This window comes from Streptomyces sp. NPDC057939 (assembly GCF_042887545.1).
Lineage (GTDB): Bacteria > Actinomycetota > Actinomycetes > Streptomycetales > Streptomycetaceae > Streptomyces.
The window spans coordinates 81,440-106,345 of the sequence record NZ_JBHVPG010000014.1 but is presented as its reverse complement, the minus strand read 5'-3'; the positions used below and the strand labels follow the sequence as shown (position 1 = coordinate 106,345).

Genomic DNA, 24,906 nt, shown 5'->3' with positions numbered 1-24,906 from the left:
GGTGGGTGCGGAGCGGGCGGTACCCGGCGCTGCGGACGCCGGGTACCGCGCGGTAGCATCGCTCCCGCCATGGAGATGAATGCGTCTTACACCAGTTTCGTCGCGGTCGGCGACTCCTTCACCGAGGGCATGTCCGACCTGCTCCCGGACGGCTCCTACCGGGGCTGGGCCGATCTGCTCGCCGCCCGTCTCGCACGCCGCGAGCCCGGTTTCCGGTACGCGAACCTCGCCGTGCGCGGGAAGCTCATCGGGCAGATCGCCGGTGAGCAGGCCCCGGTGGCCGCGACGATGGGCGCCGACGTGGTGACCCTGGTGGGCGGGCTGAACGACGCCCTGCGGCCCAAGGTGGACATGGGCCGGGTCCGCGCTCACCTGGAGGAGGCCGTGGCGTTGCTCGCCCCCTCGTGCGGGCAGCTGGTGCTGATGCGTTCCCCGGGCCGCAACGGACCCGTCATGGACCGCTTCCGCCCTCGTATGGAGGAGCTCTTCGTCATCCTGGACGAGCTCGCCGAACGGCACGGCGCCCTGCTGGTGGACCTCTACGGGGCTCCCGTCCTCGCGGAGCCCCGCATGTGGGACGTCGACCGGCTGCACCTGACGGCCGAGGGCCACCGGCGGGTGGCGGAGGCCGTCTGGCAGGCCCTGGGTCTGCCGCCCGAGGAGGACTGGCGGCTGCCGCTGCCCACCGCGGTCCCCATGCGCTGGCCGGCCCGTCGTACCGAGGACCTGCGCTTCGCCCGCCAGCACCTGCTCCCCTGGATCGGCCGCCGCCTGACGGGCCGCTCCTCGGGTGACGGCCTCCCCCCGAAGCGCGCCGAGCTGCTGCCCTTCGAACCCTCGCGACCTTCGTAGCAAGGCACAATCCCGGGCGGTGTCCGGACCTGCGTGAACGCACAGCCGTGGCCCAAGTAGAATTCCTCCACGTGACAGCCAAGCCCCGCATCCCCAATGTCCTGGCCGGCCGCTACGCCTCCGCGGAGCTCGCCGTCCTGTGGTCCCCCGAGTACAAGGTGACGCTGGAGCGGCGGCTGTGGCTCGCCGTGCTGCGCGCCCAGAAGGACCTCGGCATCGACGTCCCGGACGCCGCCCTCGCCGACTACGAGCGCGTCCTGGAGACCGTCGACCTCGCCTCCATCGCCGAGCGCGAGAAGGTCACCCGGCACGACGTGAAGGCCCGGATCGAGGAGTTCAACGCCCTCGCCGGACATGAGCACGTCCACAAGGGCATGACCTCCCGCGACCTCACCGAGAACGTCGAGCAGCTCCAGATCCGGCTCTCGCTGGAGCTCGCCCGGGACCGCACCGTCGCCGTCCTGGCCCGTCTGGGGAGGCTGGCCGGTGAGCACGCCGAGCTGGTCATGGCCGGCCGCTCGCACAACGTGGCCGCTCAGGCGACCACCCTGGGCAAGCGCTTCGCGACCGCCGCCGACGAGCTGCTGGTCGCCTACGCCCGCCTTGAGGACCTGCTGGAGCGCTACCCGCTGCGCGGCATCAAGGGCCCGGTCGGCACCGCGCAGGACATGCTCGACCTGCTGGGCGGCGACACCGCCAAGCTCGCCGACCTGGAGCAGCGCATCGCCGCCCACCTGGGCTTCGCTCAGGCCTTCACCTCGGTGGGTCAGGTCTACCCGCGCTCGCTGGACTACGACGTGGTCACCGCGCTGGTGCAGCTGGCCGGCGCACCCTCCTCGATCGCCAAGACGATCCGCCTGATGGCGGGCCACGAGCTGGTCACCGAGGGCTTCAAGCCCGGCCAGGTCGGCTCCTCCGCGATGCCGCACAAGATGAACACCCGCTCCTGCGAGCGCGTGAACGGCCTCATGGTCATCCTGCGGGGTTACGCCTCGATGACCGGCGAGCTGGCCGGTGACCAGTGGAACGAGGGCGACGTGTCCTGCTCCGTGGTCCGCCGCGTGGCCCTGCCCGACGCGTTCTTCGCCTTCGACGGCCTGCTGGAGACCTTCCTGACGGTCCTCGACGAGTTCGGCGCCTTCCCCGCCGTCGTGGCCCGCGAACTGGACCGCTACCTGCCGTTCCTCGCCACCACCAAGGTGCTGATGGGCGCCGTCCGGGCCGGTGTGGGCCGCGAGGCCGCGCACGAGGTCATCAAGGAGCACGCCGTGGCCTCCGCCCTCGCCATGCGCGAGCAGGGCGCCGAGCGCAACGAGCTCCTGGAGAAGCTGGCCGCCGACGAGCGGATGCCCCTGGACCGCGCCCAGCTCGACGCCCTGATGGCCGACAAGCTGTCCTTCACCGGCGCTGCCGGTGACCAGGTGGCGACCGTGGTGTCCCGCATCGAGGCCATCGCGAAGCAGCACCCGGAGGCCGCGGGTTACGCGCCGGGGTCGATCCTCTGACTCCCGACGAGCTCGATGCCGCCCGTGACCGCGTCCTCCCGGACGTGGTCGCGGGCGGTCTGCGTGTGCTGTTCTGCGGGATCAATCCGGGTCTCCTCTCCGCCGCGACGGGTCACCACTTCGCCCGCCCCGGCAACCGTTTCTGGCCGGTACTGCACCTGTCGGGGTTCACGCCCCGCCGGCTGGCTCCGGAGGAACAGCAGGAGCTGCTCTCCTACCGCCTCGGCATCACCAACGTCGTGGCCCGGGCCACCGCCCGCGCCGACGAGCTCGGCGCCGAGGAGTTCATCGAGGGCGGCCGGATCCTGACGGCCAAGGTGGAGGCCTTGCGCCCCCAGTGGCTGGCCGTGGTCGGTGTCACGGCGTACCGCACGGCTTTCAGCGATCGGAAGGCCGTCATCGGCCCCCAGGAACGCACCATCGGCGCCACCCGCATCTGGGCCCTCCCCAATCCCAGTGGCCTCAACGCCCACTGGACGGCGGAGTCCATGGCCCAGGAGTACGCCCGCCTCCGCGCGGCCGCCGAAACCCCACCCGACGCCTGACCTCCGGTCGGTTCGGACGCCTGACCCAGGGTCCGACCCGGATCCGAGCCCTCCCGTTGACGCGCGCCCGGAGCGGCCTCACGTCCACGAGCCGGGTCGGCCGAGCCGGGTCGACCTCCGGAGCCCGCCCTGCCATGCCGGCGCCCGCCGGCCTGGCAGGGCGACCCGGGGTGGCTGCGGCCGCTGGGCGGGGTCCCTGGAAGCCTCCCCGGCGCCCCGGCACACTCGGCCGGACTACGGCGGGTCCACCACCGTGACTGCCGCCATCAGCAGGTAGGGGTCGTCTTCGCCCCACCGGGCCACGCACACCGCCAGCCAACTGTCCTCGACGCGCCAGAGGTGCAGGTGGTCGGTGGTGTGGCTGAGCTCCCGCCACGGCTGCGGTATCTCCTCTCCTCCGAGGGCCCGGACCGTCAGGGAGTCCGGGGAGAAGACCTGCGGCTCCCCCCAGCGGTCGGTCAGCGCTTGGGTGAGCGCGCCGTATTCGGCGCCGATCTGGTCGATCGCCTCGGCGCGGTAAGAACCGTCGTCCGCCCAGAAGTCCCCGGTCCCACCGAGCCGGACCAGGTGGTACCCCCGGCCGCTGGTGTGCCGGCCGAGCCGGACCGGCGTGTCCACGAAGGCCTGCGCCCGCAGGCGGTCGATCAGGTCGAGCTGCTCTCCCGTGGTCATATCGTCAGTATTCCGGGGGCCACTGACATCTGGCCCTTCGTCACGCGTCGCGGCGTCGCATCGCGAACCACCCGGCGGCCAAGGCCGTCACGCTCCACAGCGCGGCCACGCCGAGCCCCGTCCACGGACCTAGGGATCCGCCCACCTCGGACCGCATCACCAGCTGACCGGCCCTGTCGGGCATGAACCCCATGCCCCCTCCGACCACCTGACCGACGACGAAGGGCACGATCAGGAGCATGGGTATGAGCAGGCCCATCACCAGAGTGCCGCTGCGCACCAAGGCCGTCAGCCCGGACGCCAGGAGGGTGATCAGCATCAGGTAGATCCCGCTCCCGAACACGGCGCGCAGCGCGCCGGGGTCACTCAGGGAGAGGGCGTGATCGCCCCTGAAGGCCTGCCCGCCGAGGAAGGTGACCAGGCCGGTGATCTGTCCTACGGCGAAGGCGAGTCCGGCGACGACGGCGACCTTGGAAAGGTAGAGCACGGTCCGGTTCGGTACGGCGGTCAGGGAGACCCTCAGCGCCCCGTTGTGGAACTCGCTCGCGAACGCGGTGGCGCCGAAGGCAACGGCCGCAACCTGACCGAAGTTGATTCCGAAGAAGGCGGCGAGCAGGCGGTCCTCCCCCAGGGCGTCCGCCTCGGACGTACCGCTCGCGGCGGCGGTGAGGACCGTGATGCCGGCTGTCGCGGCGAAGACGGCCACGAGTGACCCGAGGACCGCGCGGGCCGAACGTATCTTGATCCATTCCGAGCGCAGCACGGGCAATGTCGGCAGGGCGGTCGCGGCCCCCGCGGGGGCGGGGTGGACGGTGGTGGTGATCATATTGGTGGCTCCCGTCGTGACGTCAGGCGGCTTGGGCGGCGTAAGGCGTGCGGTCGGCGGTCAGGTCGAGGTAGGCCTGCTCCAGTGAGGCCCGCTCATCGGCGAGTTCCAGCAGTGGAATGCCCTCCCGGGCAGCGAGCGTCCCGAGCCGTTCCGCGGATATGCCGTCGACGGTCCAGCGCCCTCCCTCCCCGGGGATCATCGCCAAACGGTCGGGGTCGAGCGCCGCCCGCAGCCGGTCCGGTTCCGTGGTCCGCAGCCTCACCCGGGGCGTGCTGCGGGCGTCGATGAAGTCCGTCAGGGAACTGTCGGCGAGGAGCTTGCCCTGACCCAGTACGACCAGATGGTCGACCAACGAGGCGGACTCGGCCATGAGGTGGCTGGAGACGAGGACGGTGCGCCCCTCGGCGGCCAGCCGGCGCATCAGCTCACGGATCCAGATGATGCCCTCGGGGTCGAGGCCGTTGGTCGGCTCGTCGAGCAGGAGCACCGCCGGATCGCCCAGGAGGGCGGCCGCCATTCCGAGGCGTTGCCGCATCCCGAGCGAAAACGTCCCCACCCGTTTCCGGGCCACCGCTGCAAGGCCCACCTCCTCCAGGACGGCGTCCACGCGTGGTACGGGGATGTTGTTGCTCACCGCCAACGCGAGCAGGTGGTCCCGAGCCCGGCGTCCTCCGTGTGTGGCCTGTGGGTCGAGCAGGGCGCCCACCTCGCGCAGCGGATCGCGCAGTTCCGTGAACCTGCGCCCGCCGATGGTGGCGGCGCCGGCGGTCGGCCGGGTCAGGCCGAGCAGGAGGCGCATGGTGGTGGATTTCCCGGCGCCGTTGGGGCCCAGGAAGCCTGTGACACGGCCCGGCACCACGTCGAAGGTGAGGTGGTCCACGACCCGGTGGCTGCCGTAGTCCTTGGTCAGTTCGCTGATCTCGATGCGGTTCATGGCTCAAGATTCGCCCTGGGGCCGCACCCGTTGCCTCCCCCGAGCGAGGGTGCCGTCTCCCCCACGTGGGGGAGACGCTCGTGGCCGGCGCGCTGCCAGGATGGGGGCATGTACAAACTGCTCCGAGCGCCGTTCCGGCCGGTGACGTACTCGCGCTGGCTGCACTTGTGCGTTCCCCTGCTGCTGTTGGCCATATGGATGTTCATCAACCCGCGTTGGCCCTGGATGCCCCTGCTGATCGTCATCCCGTTCGGCTTCGTGCCGTGGGTGCGGTTGGCGGAAGGCCTCCAGGCCCAGTTCCTGCTGACCCCACAGGTTCGGGAATCCGATCGCGGGGGTGGCCGGGGCGACGGCGACGTCTCGGGACTCAGCAGTATCAGCACCACCCCTTCGGCGGGATGGAGCGACCGGTGGCGGACCCTGCTGTGGCTGGAGGTGCGGCTGGTGGTGGCCGGAGCGGCCATGTTCGCGACGGTCTGGTTGCCTCTGCTGTCGGTGGAGTTCGTCGCGACCGCTCTCGGGCATCCCCTGAGTCCCGATCTGGCGCTCCCCCTCACTCCGCCGCGCTGGGCCGCGGCCCTCCTCGCACCGGTGCCGCTGGTCGTCCTCATCGTGCTGGTGGTACTGCTCGGCGAGATGATCACCGGCATCGCCCACCGGTTGCTGGGTCCGTCGGCGGCCGAGCGGCTGACCGCGCTGGAAGCGCGCACGGAGCAACTGTTGGAACGGACCCGGATGGCTCGGGAGCTCCACGACTCCATCGGGCACGCGCTCACCGTGGCGGTCGTCCAGGCGGGGGCGGCGCGAGCGGCCAAGGACCCGGAGTTCACCGACCGGGCACTGAACGCGATCGAGGAGACGGGGCGGGCGGCGCTGGAGGACCTGGAGCGGGTGCTGCTCGTCCTGCGCGAGTCCGCGCGACCGCCGTCGCAACGACCGACTCTGGCGGAGGCCGACAGGCTCCTGGAGTCGGCCCGCGCCTCGGGGGCGCAAGTGGAGGCACAACTCTCGGGCAAGTTGGCGGAGTTGCCGGACTCCGTCACCCAAGAGGGCTACCGGATCCTGCAGGAGGCGCTCACCAACGTGTTGCGGCACTGCGGTCCGGTGCCCGTACGGGTGCGTGTGGAGGTGGCGACGGGCCGGCTCGACCTGGAGGTGACGAACCCCCTTCCCGAGCGGCCCGTGGTGACGAGCCGGTCCGGGAGCGGGCTCCGCGGCATGCGGGAACGGGCGGCGCTGCTCGGGGGCGAGGCCGAGACCGGTCCCTACGAGGGCGGTTGGAGGGTGCACGCCCGGCTTCCGCTGGAGCGAATACGCTGACCGGATGCCGGTTACCGTACTGCTCGTCGACGACGAACCACTGGTGCGCGCGGGTCTGCGCGCCGTACTGGACTCCCAGCCCGACATCGAGGTGGTGGGGGAGGCCGCGGACGGCGCCGCCGTCATCCCCCTCGTCCGCCGGTTGCGCCCCGACGTGGTGGCCATGGACGTGCGGATGCCGTTGCTCGACGGGATCGAGGCGACACGGGCCGTTCTGAAGTCGGTGGACTCGCCGCCGAAGATCCTCGTCGTCACGACCTTCGAGAACGACGAGTACGTGTACCAGGCACTGCGCGCCGGTGCGGACGGTTTCCTGCTGAAGCGGGCCCGCCCCGCGGAGATCGTGCACGCGGTCAGGCTGGTGGCCGAGGGCGACACCCTCCTGTTTCCCGCGGCCGTCCGGGCCCTCGCCGCCGAGTACGGCAACCGGGAGGCGCGCACCGTCCTCAAACGGGCCGCTCTGACCGAACGCGAGGAGGCGGTCCTGCGGCTGATGGCTCGCGGGCTGACGAACGTGGAGATCGCCGGTGAACTGATCGTCGGCACCGAGACCGTGAAGTCACACGTGAGCGCCATTCTGGGCAAGCTGGGGGCTCGCGACCGCACCCAGGCGGTGATCACCGCGTACGAGTCCGGATTCGTCGCGCCGGCCTGAGGGGAGGCGCCGGTTCCGAACTTGGGGGGCTGCTTCTCGCCGCCGCGCCGGGCACGCAGTACGATCCGGCTGACAGGGCCGCTAGCTGGGAGGACACACGTTGGGGCAGCTGACCGGCGGGGATCCTTCTCTGCTCCGGCGAATCAATTCGGCCGTGGTGCTCCGGGCACTGCGCGCGGCCGAATCGCCGACCCTCACCGACCTCACCCGGGTGACCGGGTTGTCCCGTCCTACGGTCGAGGGCGTCGTGGAGGGCTTGATCGGCACCGGGCTCGTCGTGGAGGCCGAGGCGGAGGAAGGTGCGCGACGGCAGGGCCGGCCTGCACGGCGCTACCGCTTCCGGGCCGAGGCCGGGCACCTGCTGGGCATCGAGATCGGTTCGCACCGGGTCGCGGTCCTGCTGTCCGGGCTGGACGGAAGGGTGATCGGCGCCGGAACCAAGGACGTTGCCGAGAACGCGTCGGCCGATGAACGGTTGGAGCGGGTCAGAGCGGCCGTGGCCGACCTGCTGCGCCGAGCCGGGATCCCCCGCGACTCCCTGCGGGCGGTCGGCGTCGGCAGTCCCGGGATCGTGGAGGCGGACGGGACGGTCCGCCTCGGCACGGCGCTGCCCGGCTGGACGGGGCTGCCGCTCGGGGAACGCCTGCGGCGTTCGTTCCGCTGTCCGGTGCAGGTGGAGAACGACGCCAACGCGGCGGCGGTCGCCGAGCACTGGAAGGGGGCCGCGCGCGACACCGATGACATGGTGTTCGTGATGGCGGGGCTCAGCCCGGGCGCGGGCTCCCTGATCGGCGGGCGACTGCACCGGGGCTTCGGAGGCGCGGCCGGTGAGATCGGCGCGCTGCACCTGCTGGGGCGCGAGGCCACGCCGGAGCGACTGCTGTCGACGACCGGCGAACCTTTGCACCCCCTGGACGAGCCCGCGGTCGCCGAGGTCTTCGCGATGGCCAAGCGGGGCGACGAGCGGGCGGTGGCCGCCGTGGAGCGGTTCCTCCAGCGGCTGGTCCACGATGTGGCCGCGCTCGTGCTGGCGATGGATCCGGAGTTGGTGGTCCTCGGCGGCTGGGCCGCCGGCCTGGACGGGGTCCTGGAACCGCTGCGCCGGGAACTGGAGCGGTACTGCCTGCGTCCGCCACGGGTGGTGCTCTCCATGCTCGGTGAGGCCGCCGTGGCCACCGGGGCGCTGCGGCTCGCGCTGGATCACGTGGAGGAAGAACTCTTCGCGGTGGAAAAGACGGTCACCGCGCGCCGCTGAACCCGGGAAGCTTCGGCCGAAGCTGTGGCAACGGCTCGCGGGCCCTGGGACCGGGACCCACCGACCCCGTTCGGGGAGCGGAGGCAGAGGAAAAGCAGCAGGCGAACGCGAAAGCGGAAGCAGAAGGCCGGTAGCGGCCACGAGCCGCCGCACGCGGGCAGTCCACCCGCGACGGGGCACCGGGGACGGGGACCGGCAGAGCGCAGCGCGCCTCAAGGCGGGCGAGCGGGTCCGGGGGCGGGCGGGTCCGGGTCCTGGGGGCGGGCGTTGCACGGGTTTGGGGTGGCGGTAGCTTCGCGGTATGCGTCAGCCGTCCAGATCACAGTCCTTGACCGGCTCCGAGGTCGACCTCGTCGAGCGGGGGCTCGGGGTGTCCTTCCCCGCCGAGTACCGGGCGTGTTTGCAGGAGGAGACGCCCGCACAGGAGGTGTTCCGGCCGCGTCGGGTGGGGCTCGGCTGGGACTGGGGGTTCGACCGGCACTGGCCCGCGGAGCTGGTGCGGCTGCCGTTTCCGCACCCCGACTCGTACGCGGCGGCGGAAGCGGAGCTGGCCGCACGCGAGCCGCTTCCGGAGGACTTCACGGACGTGCAGGCGCACATCGCGGCGTACGACGCCTGGGACCAGGAGTACGAGGTGTTCCAGGACGCCAAGACCGCCGGGGCCGTGGTGTTGCAGGAGAACGGCTGCGGCTTCACGACGCTGTTGGCGGTCGCGGGGCCCCTTGCCGGCACGGTGTGGTGGGACGGTCGCGCCTCGTGCGATCTGATCGTCCCGCTGTCCCTCGACCACCGGGGCGGAGCCCGGCCGGTCACCTTCGGCGAGTGGCTCCGCCACGGCTCATCGCGGTTGCTGCCGCCGAACTGGGGCCGGCCCGAAGGGGAATGACGTGACGCCCCCTGGACGCCGGACCGCTGCCGGGAGGACTGCATGACGCGGGCCCGCGGACCGCTCGGCCCGTCGGGAGGGCGAGCGGGCGGCGGCGATGCGGTTCGACCAGCTCGCGGTGGCAGGAAGTACCGGTCCCGTGTGGCGTTCCCGTCGTGGCGTTCCGGCCCCGATCAGCAAGCGGGTCGGGAGTGGGATCCGCGGCCGGTGTCGTCCGCGAGGTCACGGCCCGGGGCCTGGTACCGCCGCACCCCGGCGACGGGGTGCGGCGTCGGGTCAGGACGCGGCGCGGGTTTCGGTGATCTCGACCCCGGAGTCACCGAAGGTCAGCCGGCAGGTGTCGGCGCGGTACGTGGCCACCGACACGGCGGCGGTCCCGGCGGCGGTGAAGTACCGGGTGGTCACGAGGAGCACGGGGGCGCCGGGCAGCCGGTCCAGTTCCTTGGCGTCGTCGGCGCGGGCCGAGCCCAGCTCCACCGAGCGGTCCTGACCGTCGAGCGCGAGGCGCTGGAGTTCCCGGAGGACGGCGCGCGCCCGGGCGGGTCCGGCGGGGGCGTCGATGGCGGAGAGCCCGGGTACGGACGCGGCGGGCACGTGGAGCAGCTCCGCGGCGACGGCCTGACCCTGGGTGACGCGGGTCCGGCGGACGATGTGCACGGGCTGGTCGGCGGGGGTGCCGAGGAGCTTCAGGACAGCGGCGGTCGGGATGCCGTCGACGGCGTCGACCGGCTCCCAGCCGTCGGCACTCTCCCCGGGCCAGCTGTGCTGGGGGCTGCCGACGGCGACGCCCACGCGCGGCGGGGCGACCGTGGTGCCGACGCCGCGGCGGCGCTGGAGGCGCCCTTCGAGTTCGAGCTGTTCCAGTGCCTGGCGCAGAGTGGCCCGGGCGACTCCGAAGCGTGCGGCGAGCTCGCGCTCGTTCGGGAGGACCTCGCCCACGGCGAAGTCCTGGTCGAGCGCCTCACTGAGGACGGTCTTCAGGTGCCAGTACTTCGGCTCCGGCACTGATTCGAGCTGCGTGGTCCCCACCCTGACTCCTCCTGCGTTCGCCGCTTCGCCGTGTTCCAGCGGCGGTTCCGCGCCGCAGTTCCGTGCCTTTGTTTATTAAAGGTTCCTGCACTATCCCTGCGACGATAGGACGGCGCCACCCCTTGGTCAAGACCAATCCTCGCCGCTTTGCCGGGCAGATCGGGCATATGTAGCAAGCCGTTCACAGGATGTTCTCGCCCCTCCCCCTCTTGACGGGAAAGCTTGTAGCCGGGTGCTACCGGGCGGTAATCATGGGGGCAGTCGTTACTGACGGCCTGTCTCACACGCGTCCACCCGACGAGGAGCAGCATGACCGCCACGGTCTCGTTCACGATCGATTCGCAGCCGGGTCCCCTGACCGCCACCGTCTCCTACGAACGTGGGGGCGCGGGCGAGCCGCTCCTCCTCCTGCACGGCATCGGCCACCATCTCCAGGCCTGGCACCCGGTGGCCGACGTGCTGGCCGCCGAGTACGACGTCATCGCCGTCGACCTGCCGGGCTTCGGCGCGTCGCCGGCGCTGCCCGCGGGTGTCCCGTACGACCTGGACACCGTCACCCCCGCGCTCGGGGCGCTGTGTGCCGCACTGGGTGTGGAACGCCCGCACGTCGCGGGGAACTCCCTCGGCGGGCTGCTGGCGCTGGACATGGGGCGTCGGGGCCTCGCCCGATCGGTGACCGCCCTCTCCCCCGCCGGATTCTGGTCCGAGCCCGAGCGGCGGTACGCGTTCACCGCGCTCCGCGCGATGCGGGCCGGCGCGGCGGCGCTGCCGCTGCCGGCCCTGGAGCGGCTTTCCCGCAGCGGCGCCGGTCGGGCCGCCCTGACGGGAACGATCTACGCCCGACCGGCGCGGCGGGCTCCGGAGGCCGTGGTCGCCGAGACGCTGGCGCTGCGCGGGGCCACCGGATTCGAGGAGACGCTGGCGGCGGGTGGCTCCGTACGGTTCCTCCACGACGTGCCGGGGCTGCCCGTGACGATCGCCTGGGGCACCCGGGACCGGCTGCTGCTCCGCCGCCAAGGCGTGCGCGCCAAGCAGACGCTGCCCGAGGCACGGCTGGTGCGCCTCCCGGGATGCGGACACGTGCCGATGAACGACGATCCGGCGCTCGTGGCCCGGGTCATCCTCGACACCGCTCGCGCGGCGGGACGAGGCACGACGCCGCTCGCGGCCTGACCCGGGGCGGGGCCGGGCGGTGGGCTCCCGGCCACCGGGCACGGCACTTCGCGCACGGCGCGTCGGGTACGGCGCGTCGGGTACGGCGCGTCGGGTACGGCGCGTCGGGTACGGCGCGTCGGGTACGGCGCGTCGGGTACGGCGCGTCGGGTACGGCGCGCCGGCCCTGCGGCGCCGTGAAGCGACGCCCTGGGACGGGGACCGGGCGGCGGGCCCGCGGCCACTGGGCGTGGCTCGTCGGGCGTGGCACGTCGACGCCGCGGCGCCGTGGGGCAACACCCCGGGGCGGGGGCCGGGCGGCGGGCTCGCCGCCGCCGGGCACGGCACCTCGCGCACGCCGCTGTGGGGCAACGCCCCGGGACAGGGCCGGGCAGCGGGCTCGCCGCCACCGGCCACGGCACGCCGGCCACGACACGCCGCGCGCGGCGCCGTGGGCCCGGCGCCGTGGGCCCGGCACCGTAGGGCCGCACGGTGGAAGGGACGGCCCACCGGCGCCCCGACCCACCCTGCCGACCGACGCCCCGCCGGCTGCAGAACCCACCACCGCGGCGTTCCGCCCGCCCCGGCGGCGCCGATCGGGGCTGGGCGACCCGGACCCCACCCCGGACCCGCCCCCGATCCCCCGCTCACGGCTGTTCATCCACGGTTCGCGTGGGCGACGCGGCCGGGCCGGTGTGCGGCGGCACACTGGTCCGGCCCGTCCCCGCCGGCCCCTGGAGACGCACCGATGGCACCGATGCCGCACACCCGACGGTCCCTGCTCGGCGGGTCACTCGCCCTGCCCCTGGGCCTCGCCCTGTCCGCCGCCTTCGCCGCGCCCGCCCTGGCCTCCCCCGTGGGCGCCCCGGCCTTCACCCGGTCCGGCCGCCCCGCCGCCCGGTGGGGAACGCAGACCGGCGAGGTCACCGCACACTCGGCCACCGTCTGGACGCGCTCCGACCGTCCGGCGCTGATGTGCGTGGAAACCTCGCCGAGCGAGTCGTTCCGCTACGGGGTGCGTCGCCACGGCGGCCCCTTCCTCGGGCCGGCCACCGACTTCACCGGCACGACCACCCTGCGCGACCTGCCGCCGGGCCGGCGGATCCACTACCGGGTCACCCTCGCCGACCCGGACGACCCCCGCCGTACGAGCGAGCCGGTGCGCGGCTCGTTCCGCACCACGCCCGTCTCCCGCAGCCACGACGTGCGCTTCGTGTGGTCCGGGGACCTGGCCGGGCAGGGCTGGGGCATCAACCCGGACATCGGCGGATACCGGGTCTTCGAGGAGATGCGGCTGCGCGACCCCGACTTCTTCCTCTTCAGCGGCGACGCGATCTACGCCGACGGCCCGATCCAGGCCACCGTGCCGCTGCCCGACGGTCGGATCTGGCGGAACGTGACGACCGAGGAGAAGGCGAAGGTCGCCGAGACCCTCGCCGAGTTCCGCGGGAACTTCCGCTACAACCTGCTCGATCGGAACCTGCGGGAGTTCTACGGGCAGGTCCCCGTGGTCGCCCAGTGGGACGACCACGAGGTGCGCAACAACTGGTATCCGGGCCAGCTGATCGACGACCCCCGCTACACCGTCCGCGAGACCGACGTCCTGGCCGCCCGCGCCCGCCGGGCCTTCGGGGAGTACTTCCCCGTCACCGACCTGCGCGGCGGCAGGGACGAGGGCCGGATGTACCGGGTGGTGCGACACGGCCCGCTGCTCGACGTGTTCGTCCTGGACATGCGGACCCACCGCAACGCCAACTCCCCGAACCGGCAGGCCGAGGACCCGGTCGGCATCCTCGGTACGGAGCAACTGGCCTGGCTGAAGCGGGAGTTGTCGCGTTCGCGCGCCACCTGGAAGGTGATCGCCTCCGACATGCCGCTCGGCATCGTCGTCCCCGACGGCGCCACGAACTTCGAGGCCGTCGCGCAGGGTGACCCCGGAGCCCCGCTCGGACGGGAGCTGCAGATCGCCGACCTGCTGCGGTACATCAAGCACCGGCACGTCACGGGGACCGTCTGGCTCACCGCCGACGTCCACTACACGGCCGCGAACCACTACGCGCCGGAGCGCGCGGCCTTCGGTGACTTCGAGCCGTTCTGGGAGTTCGTGTCCGGTCCGGTCGGCGCGGGCGGGTTCCCCGCCGGGCGGCTCGACGCGACCTTCGGGCCGCGGACGGCGTACGTCGAGTCGGCGCGGGTCGCCAACATGTCCCCGGCCGAGAACCCCCCGTACTACGGCGAGGTGGAGATCGACGGGGGCAGCGGGGAACTCACCGTCCGGCTGCGCCGCCAGGGCGGTGGCGTACTGTTCACGAAGGTGCTCCGGCCGGGTCTGGTGGGGCAGGCGTGAAACACGGCGCGACCCGCCCGCCCGTCGGACGGGCGTGAAGAACGGCGTCGCGGGACCCGTGCCGGGTGCGGTATCGGAAACCGGATGGAAAACCGGGAGAAACCGGCCAGATCGACACTTAACCAGTCGGTCACAGATCGTTCGCGATCACGCAACACCCCTGCGCCACAGTGGTGTGCATGACTGACCGTAACCCCGCCTCCGCCCCCCGTCCGCACCGTCACCACTGGCGCCGTGACGTCGTCGAACTCGCCGCCCTCTTCTGCGCCGTGGCCGTGGCCGACGGCATCGCCAATCTGGTCGTGCACGGCCCCCGGGGCCCGATCCTGCTGGTCGCCTCCGCCGTGGCGCTCCTCGTCACCGCGGCCTTCCACACGTGGTGGGCCCGCCGCCACAGCCATGCCCCGCCGCCGGCGGGCACGCCCTCCGATCCGGTGCCCGTGTCGTCCGCCACGACGGGCACGGGCAGCACGGACGGCACGAACGGCACGGGCACCACCGCCGCGCTGTGGCGGATGCGGACGACTGTGCGGGACGAACCCGGCAGCCTGGCCTCGCTCTGCACCGCGCTCGCCCGCAACGGCGTGGACATCCTGAACCTGCAGACCCACCCGCTCCCCGAGGGCGGCACGGTCGACGAGTTCCTGCTGCGCGCCCCGCAGCAGTTGCCCTCCGCCGAGCTGACGCGGGTCGTGGCCCGGGCCGGCGGCCACAGCACCTGGATCGAGCGCGCCGACGCCCACGACCTGGTCGACACCCCCACCCGGGTCCTCGGCCTGGCCACCCGGACCGCGCTGGACGCCGCCGAACTGCCGCTCGCGCTGCGTCAGCTGCTCGGCCGCTGCACGATCCACTCGATTCCGGCGACCACCCTGTCGGGCCGCCCCAACGCGGGCGCCGACGCCCCCGTGGAAGGGGTCCTGGAGGCCACGGTGATGCGGTTGCGCGATCCGTCCGGCGGTGCCATCACCGTGGAACGGCCCTACCTGCCGTTCACCCCGACGGAGTTCGCCCGCGCTCGCGCCCTGGTCGAGCTCGACGCCCGCCTCGGCCCGCGTGTTCCGCGCGGCCAGCACGTCCTGACCCTGCCCGAGGGCAACGAGATCACCGTGCGCCGCGCCGACGGCTCCGACCTGCCGGCGGCCCGCGCCATGCACGACCGCTGCTCCGAGCGCACCCTCGGCCTGCGCTACCACGGCCCCGTCGCGGACGCGGACCGTTACCTCGGACACCTGCTGAGCCCCCGTTTCGGCCGGACCGTCGCCGCGACCACCGCGTCCGGCAAGCTCGTCGCCCTCGGCCACCTGCTGTGGGACGGTGACGAGACCGAGGTGGCGCTGCTCATCGAGGACGAGTGGCAGCGCCGCGGCATCGGCTCGGAGTTGCTGAGGCGGCTCCTGGCGATGGCCGTCGAGGCCGGGTGCGACAGCGTGTACGCCGTCACCCAGGCCTCCAACACCGGCATGGTCGCCGCGATGCGCGGCCTCGGCCTGCCCCTCGACTACCAGATCGAGGAGGGCACGCTGGTGATCACCGCCCGGCTGGACGCGACCCCGGTCACCGCGCGCCCCGCCTCCGGCGCCCCGCACGCCCAGGCCCCGTCCGAACACGGGTACCGCCTCTAGGGCGTGTCGCCGGCGCCCGCGGCGGGGAGCGGTATCGCAGTGTGATCTCGGGCGCCGGTGGAGGCCGGATGGGGTGCGGGCGGAGTGCGGTCCGGGCGCGTTCCCGCCCAGTGGGAACCGTACGATCCGGCTTCCGGTGGCCGCCGGGTCCACCACCTCGTGCGAAGTTCCCCACGGGCGGCGGGCGTCGGCCCCGCGGGCGGCCCGCGCGCCGCGCGCCGGCTCCCCCGCGTCAGGTCTCCGGGGCGTCACGGTGATGACGCGGGACGGTTCCGCATACGAAGATGGCCGCATGTCAGAGACCCTCCACAGTGACAGCGCAGCCCGTCTGCCCCGTCAGGTCGCCGACGCGTACGTCGACGACCTCATCGCCATCGACCCGATCACGGGCACCTACCTCGGCGTCGCGGCCAGCTCCGGCAAGCTGCCGGACTTCTCCCCGGCCGGCCGCGCCGCCGCCGCCGAACTGTTGCGCACCACCCTGGCCGCGCTCGACGCCGCCGAGCGGTTGCCCGGCGCCGACACCGAGGCGGAGCGGCGCTGCGCCCGTCTGCTGCGCGAGCGGCTCGTCGCCGAACTCGCCGTCCACGAGGCCGACGAGGACCTGCGCGCCGTCAGCAACATCCACTCCCCCGCCCACTCGGTCCGTGAGGCGTTCAGCCTGACCCCGGCCGACACCGAGGAGGACTGGGCGGCGATCGCCGAGCGGCTGCGCGCCGTGCCGGCCGCCCTCGCCGGGTACCGCGAGAGCCTCGCGCTCGGTCTGGAACGCGGGCTGTACGGAAGCCCGCGGCCCGCCGCCACCTTCGTCGAGCAGCTCACGGTCTGGGCGGGCGAGGGCGAGGACGGCTCCCGGGACTTCTTCGGGGAGTTCGCCTCCGCCGGCCCGCAGGCCCTGCGCGCCGAACTGGACGCGGCGGCCGCCGGTGCGACGGCGGCGGTGGCGGAACTGCGGGACTGGATGCGGGACGTGTACGCCCCGGCCGTCGCGGGCGCGCCGGACCCGGTGGGACGCGAGCGCTACGCCCGCTGGGCGCGCTACTTCAACGGCAGCGACCTGGACCTGGACGAGGCGTACGCCTACGGCTGGGCCGAGTACCACCGGCTGCTCGCGGAGATGAAGACCGAGGCGGCCAGGATCCTGCCGGGCGCCGGTCCCTGGGAGGCGCTGCGGCACCTGGACGAGCACGGCACCCACATCGAGGGGGTCGACGAGGTCCGGTCCTGGTTGCAGGGCCTGATGGACGAGGCCATCGAGAACCTGGACGGCACCCACTTCGAGCTCGCCGAGCGGGTCAAGCGGGTCGAGTCCATGATCGCCCCGGCGGGCGGCGCGGCGGCCCCGTACTACACCAACCCCTCCGAGGACTTCTCCCGTCCCGGGCGCACCTGGCTGCCGACCATGGGTCAGACCCGTTTCCCGGTCTACGACCTGGTGTCCACCTGGTACCACGAGGGCGTTCCCGGTCATCACCTCCAGCTCGCGCAGTGGCAGCACGTGGCGGACCGGCTCTCCCGCTACCAGGCGACCGTAGGCCTGGTCAGCGCGAACGTCGAGGGTTGGGCGCTGTACGCGGAGCGTCTGATGGACGAGCTGGGCTACCTCAAGGACGCCGAACAGCGGCTGGGTTACCTGGACTGCCAGATGATGCGGGCCGCCCGGGTGATCGTGGACATCGGCATGCACCTGGGGCTGGAGATCCCGGCGAACTCGCCGTTCCACCCGGGCGAGCGCTGGACGGTCGACCTGGCGCAGGAGTTCTTCGGGCTGCACAGCGGCCGGCCGGCGGACTACATCGAGAGCGAGCTCACCCGTTACCTGTCGATGCCGGGGCAGGCGATCGGCTACAAGCTGGGCGAGCGCGCCTGGCTGCTGGGTCGGGACAACGCCCGTGCCGCGCACGGCGAGTCCTTCGACCTGAAGGCCTGGCACATGGCGGCGCTCTCGCAGGGCTCGCTGGGCCTGGACGACCTGGTGGACGAGCTCTCCAAGCTCTGACCGCGCCGCCCGAAGGGCCGTCCGCGGTCCGTCGACGGGCCGCACCGCCCCGTTCGGGGAGGGTGCGGCCCGTCGGCGGTGGGCGGCGCGTCAGCAGCCGCAGTCGTCCGAGTCGGTGGGCGCGGTCAGCGGGTCTGCCTCGGCGCGCTGCTCGGAGCCCTGCCAGGTCTCGACCTCGAAGCCCTCGCGGATCCAGTACTCGATGCCGCCGAGCATCTCCTTGACCTGGAATCCGAGTTCGGCCAGGGCGAGGGCGGAGCGGGTGCCGCCGTTGCAGCCGGGGCCCCAGCAGTAGGTCACGACGGGGACGTTCCGGTCGAGGAGCTTCTCCGCCTGCTCGCGGATGAGGGCCGTGGGGAGGTGAACGGCGCCGGGTACGTGGGCCTGGTCCCAGGACGGGGTGGAGCGGGAGTCGACCAGTTGGAATCCGAGCTCGGCGCCGTGCTCGCGGTGGGCCTTGAAGGCGGCGGCGACGTCCGACACGTCCGCGTGGAAGGCCAGGCTCGCGGCGAAGTACGCGGCGGCCGCGGCCGGGGTGGCCGGGGGGACCCGGAGCACGGGGTTCACGCCGGTGTCGGTCGGGATCGCGGTGTTCGTTGTCGTCGTCATGGACACGAATCTACGAAGTGTCGACCACTCGGGGAAGCGAGTTTCCCCGGGCTTCAGCTTGTTCCCCCGGGGATTTCCCTGCTAGACCTGGGGGATGACCGACTATTCCCCCGACGCCACCGACTGGCGGATCCTGAGCGTCCTCCAGGAGGACGGCCGCGCCAGTTTCACCGAGCTCGCCCGCGCCGTGTCCATGTCCGCGAGCGCCGTCACGGAACGGGTCCGCCGACTGGAGGAGGCGGGGATCATCACCGGCTACACGGCCGTCGTCGACCACGAGAAGCTGGGCAAGGCCATCCTGGCCCTGGTGCGGCTGCGCTACCCGCACGGCAACTACAAGCCCTTCCACGACTTCCTCGAAGCCACCCCGGAGATCCTGGAGGCCCACCACGTCACGGGCGACGACTGCTTCGTCCTGAAGGTCACGGCCCGCTCGATGGGTCACCTGGAGGAGGTCACGGGCCGGATCTCGGGCCTCGGCCCGGTCACCACCAGCGTCGTGTACTCGTCCCCGCTGTCCCGGCGACCGCTCAGTCCGTGACCGCCGCCGTGCGGTGGCGGACCACCGAACCGCCGCGCTGCTTGACGATCTCCAGTTGGGCCTGGACCCGGGTGCGCAGGTCGCCGACATGGCTCACGATGCCGACGCTGCGGTCCCGCTCGCGCAGGGAGTCCAGGACGTCGAGGACCTCGTCCAGGGCCTGGTCGTCGAGGCTGCCGAAGCCCTCGTCGATGAACAGGGTGTCGAGGCGCATGCCTCCGGCCTCGTCGGTGACCACGTCCGCCAGTCCCAGGGCCAGCGCCAGGGAGGCGAAGAAGGTCTCGCCGCCCGACAGCGTGGCCGTGTCCCGCTCGCTGCCGGTCCAGGCGTCGACGACGTGCAGTCCGAGCCCGGAGCGGGCGCGGCCGCCCGCCCTGGCGTCGGAGTGGACCAGGGTGTAGCGGCCGCCGGACATCCTCAGCAGCCGTACGGTCGCGGCGGCCGCGACCTGCTCCAGCCGCGCGGCCAGGACGTACGCCTCCAGCCGCATCTTGCGCTCGTTGTCGGAGGACGTGCCCGCGGTGAGCCCGGCCAGTCGGGCCACCCGCTCGTACGCGGCGCGCAGCGGGCCCAGCGCGCGCAGTTCGTGTTCCGCCTGCCGGGAGAGCCGGTCGAGCTCGGTGCAGCGCACCCGGGCCGCGTCGACGGCCGAGCCGGCGGTGCGCAGTCGGGCGGCGGCGCGTTCCGCGCGGGCCTCGGCGGTGTACGGATCGGCGGCGGGCAGGGCCGCCGCGCGGGCGGTGTCCTGCTCGGCGTGCCGTTCGGCCAGCATGGCCTCCTCCGCCTGCCAGGCGTCGGTGCGGTGTTGGAGGGCGGTGCGCTCGTACTCGGGAAGCACGGCGTCGGAGGCCGCCTCGGTGGTGTCGAAGCCGGCCTTGAAGGCGGCGTCGGCGAGTTGGCCGTCCGCCTCCTTCAGCCGGGCGGTGGTGACCTCGGCCCGGCGCAGTGCGCCGGCGGCCGTGGTGACCATCCGGATCCGGTCCTCCAGGACGCGTGCGCGCGCGGCGACGCTGGGGGCGTCGCCCCGTACGAGGACCAGTTCCGCCTCCAGGGAGGCCTGTTCCCGGTCGAGGGCCTCGCGCCGCTCGGAGCGGGCGGCGGCCCGGCGTTCGGAGTCGAGCCGGTCGGCGCTGCGCGCGGCGTGCTCGCGCTCGGCGCGGCCCAGCCGTTCGCGGGCGGCGTGCAGGGCGGCGGCGTCCGCGTGGGCGGCGGCGTGCCGGGAACTCAGGTCCGCCGTGAGCGCCCGCAGTTCGGCGGTGGTCGACTTCCCGGCGGCGGACGCGGCCTCGGACTCGGCCTCGCGGACGGCCGCGAGCCTGCGCTCGACGGTGGCCCTGCGCTCCTCGGCCTGTTCGAAGCGGGCGTGGGCGGAGTCCTCGGCGGCCCGGTCCACGTGCCCGGCGGCGGGGCGGGCCGGGGCGGGGTGTTCCTCCGACCCACAGACCGTGCAGGGTTCCCCGGCGGTGAGGGCTTCGGCCAGTTCGGCGGCGATGCCGCGCAGCCGGGCCTCCTTGAGTTCCAGCCAGCTCTCGCGGGCGGCGGCGGACTTCTCGCGGGCCAGGAGCAGTTCGGCGGCGGCGGCCTCGGCGTCGGCGCCCAGGGCGTCCCGGCGGCCGGCGGCGGTGAGCTGCATGCGGACGGGCTCCAGCCGGCCGGCGAGCTGCTCCGCCAGGGTCGCCGCCTGCTGGGCGGCGTCCACGCGGCCCTGGAGGGCGGCCCGGGTGTCGTCCCATCGGGCGAGCCAGTCGAGGGACTCCTGGTGCTGTTCGTCGGCGTCCCGGGTCTCCCGCTCCAGGGTGGCGCGCTCGCGGCCGATCTCGGCGCTGCGCTGCTCCGCGCGGCGGGCGGCGCCGACCGCGCCGAGTTCCTCGCGCAGCCCCTGTTCGACGGCGGCGAGTTGCTCGGTGCCCGCTTCGGCGAGGGCGGGCGGGAGCACGGAGCGGGCCACGGTCTCGGCGTGCGCGGCGGTGAGGTGGGCCGCGGCCGCGGCCCCGCGCAGTTCCAACGCGGGGGCCACGAGGGCGCCGCGGCGGGCCCGGTCCAGGAGGTTCCGTACGCGTTCGCGTTCCGGCGCTTCCTGGGCCAGCCGCTCCGCCCGTCGGGTGGTTTCGGCGTGCCGGTGCTGGAGCCGGTCGAGTTCGCGGGCGTCCTCGGCGTCCCGCCGGGCGGCGGCGTGCCGTCCCTCGACGGCGGCCAGCGCGTACTCGGCGACGGTGAGTCGTTCCCGCGCCGAGCAGCGGGCGACGGCCGCCCACGCCCGGACGGCCTCGGCGAGGCCGGGATCGCCGGGTTGGTGCCGGGGCAGCGGCCAGGAGCGCAGGTCGGCGCTGTCCCCGGCGGCCTGGGCGAGTCGCTGGGCGGCGGCGAGGACCTTCTCGTCGCCGGCCCGCACCTTGGCCTCGGCGGCCCGGCGGCGTTCGGCGAGCAGGGCCTCGACGGCGGCGAAGCGGCGGGTGTCGAAGAGCCGGCCGAGGAGCCGACCGCGGGCCTCGGCGCCCGCCCGCAGGAACTGGGCGAACTCGCCCTGCGGGAGCAGGACGACCTGGCAGAACTGCTCCCGGCTCATGCCGAGGAGCTGTTCGATCTCCTCGCCGATCTCCTGGTGGGAGCGGCTGAGCGCCGTCCAACCGCCGCCGGTGTGCTCGCGCAGCAGGCTCTGCGGTTTGTCCTTGGTGGTGCCGGTGCCGCGTTTCTTGGGCCGGTCCTGTTCGGGGCGGCGGGTGATCTCCAGGCGGCGGTCGCCCGCGGTGAGTTCGAGGGTGATCTCGGTCGGGACGTCGGGGCCGGCGTGGTCGCTGCGCAGGCTGGTGCCGGGCGCCTGTCGGGAGCCGGGCACGGATCCGTAGAGGGCGTAGCAGACCGCGTCGAGGACGGAGGTCTTGCCGGCGCCGGTGGGTCCGTGGAGCAGGAAGATCCCGGCGCCGGACAGGGCGTCGAAGTCGATCTCCTGGGGTTCGGCGAAGGGCCCGAAGGCGGTGATCCGGAGCCTGTGCAGCCTCATCGGGCGGTCTCCTGACGGCTGTCCTGGGCCCGTACGTCGTCGAAGGCGCCCCGCAGCACGTCCCGTTCGGCGTCGTCGGGGGTGCCGCCGCCGCGCACGTGCGCGACGAAGTCCTCGGCGATCTCCTGGTCGCTGCGCCCCTTGAGCCGTTGGGCGTAGGAAGCCGCCTCGTGTTCCTCGCGGCCCTCGGGGTCGAAGGCGAGGCTGAGGGTGTGCGGGAAGCGGGCGGTGAGGCGGGCCATCGGGTCGGCGGGGCGGACCGGGTCGGTGAGGGTGGCCTCGATCCAGTGGTCCTCGCGGGGCGCGAGGGTCGGGTCGTCGAGGATCTCCTCCAGGCGCCCGCGCAGCCGGGAGAGGTCCCTGGGGACGGGGGTGTCGATCCGTTCGGCGGTGGTGATCGCGCCGTCGCCGTCGAGATCGATCAGCCACATCGTCTTGCGGTGGTCGGCCTCGGAGAAGGAGTAGGCGAGCGGGGAACCGGAGTAGCGGACCCGTTCGTTGATCGCCTGGCAGCCGTGGAGGTGGCCGAGGGCGGCGTAGTCGACCCCGTCGAAGACGGAGGCGGGCACGGCCTCGACCCCGCCGACGGCGATGTCGCGTTCGCTGTCGCTGGCCTGCCCGCCGGTGACGAAGGCGTGGGCGAGGACGACGGAGCGGGTTCCGGGCGCCCGGCCGGCCAGGTCGGCCCGGATCCGGTCCATGGCGGCGCCCAGCACCGCCTCGTGGCTGACCTTCTCGGCGCCGAACTCCTCCTTGACGAGGGCCGGTTCCAGGTAGGGCAGCCCGTAGAGGGCCACCTCGCCGTGTACGTCGGCCAGCACCACGGGGTCGGCGCAGCCCGCCGGGTCGGTCCTGAGGTGGATCCCGGCGCGGCCGATGAGCCCGGCCCCGACGCCGAGACGGCGGGCGGAGTCGTGGTTCCCGGAGATCATCACGGTCGGCACGCCGAGTTCGGCGAGCCGGTGCAGGGCCCGGTCGAACAGCTCGACGGCGGGCAACGGGGGCACGGCCCGGTCGTAGACGTCACCGGCGACGAGGACGGCGTCGACCTCGTGTTCCCGGACGGCCGCGACGAGGTGGTCGACGAAGTCGGCCTGGGCTCCGAGCATGTTCACCCGGTGGAACGATCTCCCGAGGTGCCAGTCCGAGGTGTGCAGGAACTTCACTCGCTCGCTCCGACCCGCACGCTTGATCTCCTTCGTGGCCCTGCTCCGACCCTCCAGGCTAACCCGTTCCCCGGCCCCACCACCGCGCCCTTCCGCTCCTCGGACCCCGGGAGTGACGGGGTCGGACGGCAGGGCCGGACACCGGGACGTCGGCGGCGGGCTCAGCCCTCGCCGTAGGCCTCGCCGCCGAGCTCGAAGCCGGCGGTCCCGGCGGTGACGTCGGCCAGCCAGGCGCGGAAGGCCTCGACGTCCGCCTCGGGGATCCCGATGTCGATGGCGACCGCCTCGCCGTAGCGCACGTCCAGCACGGCCCGGCCGCTGGAGCGCAGGTCGTTCTGGGTCCTGCCGGCCCGCTGGTGGTCGACGGTGACGGTGGCGAGCCGGTAGCGGTGGCGGGTGACGGTCCCGAGCGCGTCGAGGGCCTCGCCGACGACTCCGCCGTAGGCCCGGATGAGGCCGCCCGCGCCGAGCTTCACCCCGCCGTAGTAGCGGGTGACGACGGCGACGGCGTAGCGGATGTCGCGCCGGGTCAGCATCTGGAGCATGGGCACCCCGGCGGTGCCGCCGGGCTCCCCGTCGTCACTCGCCTTCTGGACCGAGGCGTCCGCGCCGATGACGTAGGCGAAGCAGTTGTGCGAGGCGGTGGGGTGCTCCTTGCGGATCCGCGCGATGAACTCCTGCGCCTCCCGCTCCGTCGCGGCGGGCGCGAGCGAGCACAGGAACCGCGAGCGGTTGATCTCCGACTCGTGCACGCCCTCGCGGGCCACCGTCACGTACTGGTCTGCCTTCACCGCTCCACCCTACGGGGAATCGGACAGGTGTCCTTTTCGTTGATCGTGCGGAGTGACTCGACCCGGCGACGGACCAACACATTAGGAGGCGGCGCGCGTGTACGGCGACCAGGAGACCATCCGCAGGATCCTCACCGAACTCGGCGACACCTGGGCGGTGGTGGGGCTGTCCAACAACGAGGACCGGGCCGCCTACGGTGTGGCCCGCGTGCTCCAGCGGTACGGCAAGCGCGTGGTCCCCGTGCACCCGAAGGCGGAGACGGTGCACGGCGAACCGGGGTACGCCTCGCTGGAGGCGATCCCGTTCGAGGTGGACGTGGTGGACGTCTTCGTGAACAGTGCCCTGGCCGGCGCGGTGGCCGACGAGGCGGTGGCGGCCGGCGCCCGGGCGGTCTGGTTCCAGTTGAACGTGGTCGACGAGGCGGCCTACGCCCGGACCCGCGGGGCGGGCCTGGAGATGGTCATGGACCGCTGCCCCGCGATCGAGATCCCGGCCCTGTGAGACGGTCCCTCCCCGCGCGGGGAGGGACCCGGCAGGATCCGAAAGGGACGGGCTAGTGGTGCCCGTTGACACCGTGGACCGGCGGGATCGACACGGCCATGGTCATCTCCATGGGCACGGCGCCCTCGTTGCGATAGGCGTGCGGGACGTTCGCCTCGAAGGAGACGGCTCCGCCCGCGGGCACCGTGTAGCGCTCCTCCGAGATGACCAGCGTCAGCTCGCCCGCCGTGACGTGCAGCATCTCGAAGGTTCCGGCGGGGTGCGGGTCCGAGGCGGTCCCGTCCCCTGTCTCCAGCCGGTAGGTCCACATCTCGACCGGCCCGCGCCGGTCGTCGCCGAGCAGCATGTGGGCCTCGCTGCCGGCCCCTCCGGTCCACATGCGCACCCCCTGCCCCGGCGGCACCACGTGTACCTGGGGGCCGCGCTCGTGGTCCAGGAGCGTGGTGATGCTGACGCCGAGGGCGTCCGCCAGTTTGACGGTCGTGCCGACGCTGGGGTTGGTCCGCGCCTGCTCGATCTGGATGATCATGCCGCGACTCACCCCCGCGCGGGCCGCCAGCGCGTCGAGGGTGAATCCGCGCTCGCCGCGCCACCGCTTGAGGTTCCGGGCGAGAGCCTGGGTGAGCTGTTCGAGGTCCGACACCATTCCGTCCAATATTTTGGATGACGCAGTACAACAAAGTGAACTAAC

22 protein-coding genes are annotated in these 24,906 nt (G+C 73.3%); 13 read left to right on the top strand and 9 right to left on the bottom strand.

Going from position 1 to position 24,906, the window contains the following annotated elements:
- Window positions 1-69 precede the first annotated feature (69 nt).
- The 3 genes from ACFVS6_RS18135 (at window position 70) to mug (ending at window position 2,902) form a co-directional block, all read left to right on the top strand.
- The gene (locus tag ACFVS6_RS18135; RefSeq protein ID WP_389704841.1) at window positions 70-852 is read left to right on the top strand and encodes an SGNH/GDSL hydrolase family protein; all 783 of its coding nucleotides are present in this window, start codon (window positions 70-72) and stop codon (window positions 850-852) included.
- 71 nt (window positions 853-923) lie between these two features.
- Complete coding sequence (gene purB / locus ACFVS6_RS18130; protein WP_281205228.1) at window positions 924-2,357, top strand: adenylosuccinate lyase; 1,434 nt, start codon at window positions 924-926, stop codon at window positions 2,355-2,357.
- On the top strand, window positions 2,354-2,902 hold the full coding sequence (gene mug / locus ACFVS6_RS18125) for a G/U mismatch-specific DNA glycosylase (protein WP_389704934.1): 549 nt from the start codon (window positions 2,354-2,356) through the stop codon (window positions 2,900-2,902). Before purB ends, mug begins: the two co-directional genes overlap by 4 nt.
- Before the next feature lie 234 nt (window positions 2,903-3,136).
- On the opposite strand, the gene ACFVS6_RS18120 is transcribed toward mug, so the two are convergent.
- The 3 genes from ACFVS6_RS18120 to ACFVS6_RS18110 are packed head-to-tail and all read right to left on the bottom strand — an operon-like array spanning window position 3,137 to window position 5,337.
- Entirely contained in the window at window positions 3,137-3,574 is a 438-nt protein-coding gene (locus ACFVS6_RS18120) for a hypothetical protein (protein ID WP_389704840.1), read from the bottom strand.
- A gap of 40 nt (window positions 3,575-3,614) precedes the next feature.
- Entirely contained in the window at window positions 3,615-4,400 is a 786-nt protein-coding gene (locus ACFVS6_RS18115) for an ABC transporter permease (RefSeq protein ID WP_389704839.1), read from the bottom strand.
- A 22-nt stretch (window positions 4,401-4,422) separates the two neighbouring features.
- On the bottom strand, window positions 4,423-5,337 hold the full coding sequence (locus tag ACFVS6_RS18110; protein ID WP_389704838.1) for an ATP-binding cassette domain-containing protein: 915 nt from the start codon (window positions 5,335-5,337) through the stop codon (window positions 4,423-4,425).
- A 108-nt stretch (window positions 5,338-5,445) separates the two neighbouring features.
- On the opposite strand from ACFVS6_RS18110, the gene ACFVS6_RS18105 reads away from it, so the two are divergent.
- From ACFVS6_RS18105 to ACFVS6_RS18090, 4 genes are all read left to right on the top strand, one after another.
- Window positions 5,446-6,657 carry a sensor histidine kinase gene (locus tag ACFVS6_RS18105; protein ID WP_389704836.1) on the top strand — a complete coding sequence of 404 codons (1,212 nt, stop codon included), beginning with the start codon at window positions 5,446-5,448 and terminating at the stop codon, window positions 6,655-6,657.
- A gap of 4 nt (window positions 6,658-6,661) precedes the next feature.
- Window positions 6,662-7,312: a response regulator gene (locus ACFVS6_RS18100; RefSeq protein WP_389704834.1), complete on the top strand. Its 651-nt coding sequence runs from the start codon at window positions 6,662-6,664 to the stop codon at window positions 7,310-7,312.
- A gap of 100 nt (window positions 7,313-7,412) precedes the next feature.
- Complete coding sequence (locus ACFVS6_RS18095) at window positions 7,413-8,567, top strand: ROK family transcriptional regulator (RefSeq protein ID WP_281205222.1); 1,155 nt, start codon at window positions 7,413-7,415, stop codon at window positions 8,565-8,567.
- 301 nt (window positions 8,568-8,868) lie between these two features.
- Window positions 8,869-9,453, top strand: a complete 585-nt coding sequence (locus tag ACFVS6_RS18090) for an SMI1/KNR4 family protein (protein ID WP_389704833.1) — start codon at window positions 8,869-8,871, stop codon at window positions 9,451-9,453.
- A 276-nt stretch (window positions 9,454-9,729) separates the two neighbouring features.
- Here the strand turns inward: ACFVS6_RS18090 and ACFVS6_RS18085 are convergent, their stop codons facing one another.
- Window positions 9,730-10,482: a GntR family transcriptional regulator gene (locus ACFVS6_RS18085; RefSeq protein WP_389704831.1), complete on the bottom strand. Its 753-nt coding sequence runs from the start codon at window positions 10,480-10,482 to the stop codon at window positions 9,730-9,732.
- Between the two features lie 309 nt (window positions 10,483-10,791).
- On the opposite strand from ACFVS6_RS18085, the gene ACFVS6_RS18080 reads away from it, so the two are divergent.
- The 4 genes from ACFVS6_RS18080 to ACFVS6_RS18065 all read left to right on the top strand — a co-directional run bounded on the left by ACFVS6_RS18080 (window position 10,792) and on the right by ACFVS6_RS18065 (window position 17,605).
- Window positions 10,792-11,655, top strand: a complete 864-nt coding sequence (locus ACFVS6_RS18080; protein WP_389704830.1) for an alpha/beta fold hydrolase — start codon at window positions 10,792-10,794, stop codon at window positions 11,653-11,655.
- A gap of 736 nt (window positions 11,656-12,391) precedes the next feature.
- Window positions 12,392-13,981, top strand: a complete 1,590-nt coding sequence (locus ACFVS6_RS18075; protein ID WP_389704932.1) for an alkaline phosphatase D family protein — start codon at window positions 12,392-12,394, stop codon at window positions 13,979-13,981.
- A gap of 179 nt (window positions 13,982-14,160) precedes the next feature.
- A complete protein-coding gene (locus ACFVS6_RS18070; RefSeq protein ID WP_389704828.1) occupies window positions 14,161-15,606 on the top strand; it encodes a GNAT family N-acetyltransferase in 1,446 nt (481 codons plus the stop codon).
- A gap of 292 nt (window positions 15,607-15,898) precedes the next feature.
- Window positions 15,899-17,605, top strand: a complete 1,707-nt coding sequence (locus tag ACFVS6_RS18065) for a DUF885 domain-containing protein (protein WP_389704826.1) — start codon at window positions 15,899-15,901, stop codon at window positions 17,603-17,605.
- Window positions 17,606-17,695: 90 nt separating this feature from the next.
- Here ACFVS6_RS18065 and ACFVS6_RS18060 read toward each other — a convergent pair whose 3' ends face one another.
- The gene (locus ACFVS6_RS18060; RefSeq protein ID WP_389704825.1) at window positions 17,696-18,214 is read right to left on the bottom strand and encodes a rhodanese-like domain-containing protein; all 519 of its coding nucleotides are present in this window, start codon (window positions 18,212-18,214) and stop codon (window positions 17,696-17,698) included.
- Window positions 18,215-18,308: 94 nt separating this feature from the next.
- On the opposite strand from ACFVS6_RS18060, the gene ACFVS6_RS18055 reads away from it, so the two are divergent.
- A complete protein-coding gene (locus ACFVS6_RS18055; RefSeq protein ID WP_389704823.1) occupies window positions 18,309-18,755 on the top strand; it encodes an Lrp/AsnC family transcriptional regulator in 447 nt (148 codons plus the stop codon).
- Here ACFVS6_RS18055 and ACFVS6_RS18050 read toward each other — a convergent pair.
- From ACFVS6_RS18050 to ACFVS6_RS18040, 3 genes are all read right to left on the bottom strand, one after another.
- Window positions 18,745-21,756, bottom strand: a complete 3,012-nt coding sequence (locus ACFVS6_RS18050) for an AAA family ATPase (protein WP_389704822.1) — start codon at window positions 21,754-21,756, stop codon at window positions 18,745-18,747. The genes ACFVS6_RS18055 and ACFVS6_RS18050 overlap by 11 nt on opposite strands.
- Window positions 21,753-22,922 (bottom strand): exonuclease SbcCD subunit D, encoded by a 1,170-nt coding sequence (locus ACFVS6_RS18045; RefSeq protein WP_389704821.1) that lies wholly within the window; start codon window positions 22,920-22,922, stop codon window positions 21,753-21,755. Before ACFVS6_RS18045 ends, ACFVS6_RS18050 begins: the two co-directional genes overlap by 4 nt.
- A gap of 161 nt (window positions 22,923-23,083) precedes the next feature.
- Entirely contained in the window at window positions 23,084-23,713 is a 630-nt protein-coding gene (locus tag ACFVS6_RS18040) for a YigZ family protein (RefSeq protein ID WP_389704820.1), read from the bottom strand.
- Between the two features lie 97 nt (window positions 23,714-23,810).
- Here ACFVS6_RS18040 and ACFVS6_RS18035 point away from each other — a divergent pair, with 97 nt between their 5' ends.
- Window positions 23,811-24,215, top strand: a complete 405-nt coding sequence (locus ACFVS6_RS18035; RefSeq protein WP_389704819.1) for a CoA-binding protein — start codon at window positions 23,811-23,813, stop codon at window positions 24,213-24,215.
- 52 nt (window positions 24,216-24,267) lie between these two features.
- Here the strand turns inward: ACFVS6_RS18035 and ACFVS6_RS18030 are convergent, their stop codons facing one another.
- Window positions 24,268-24,858, bottom strand: coding sequence for a helix-turn-helix domain-containing protein (locus tag ACFVS6_RS18030; RefSeq protein WP_389704931.1), 591 nt, complete (start codon window positions 24,856-24,858; stop codon window positions 24,268-24,270).
- Window positions 24,859-24,906: the final 48 nt, after the last annotated feature.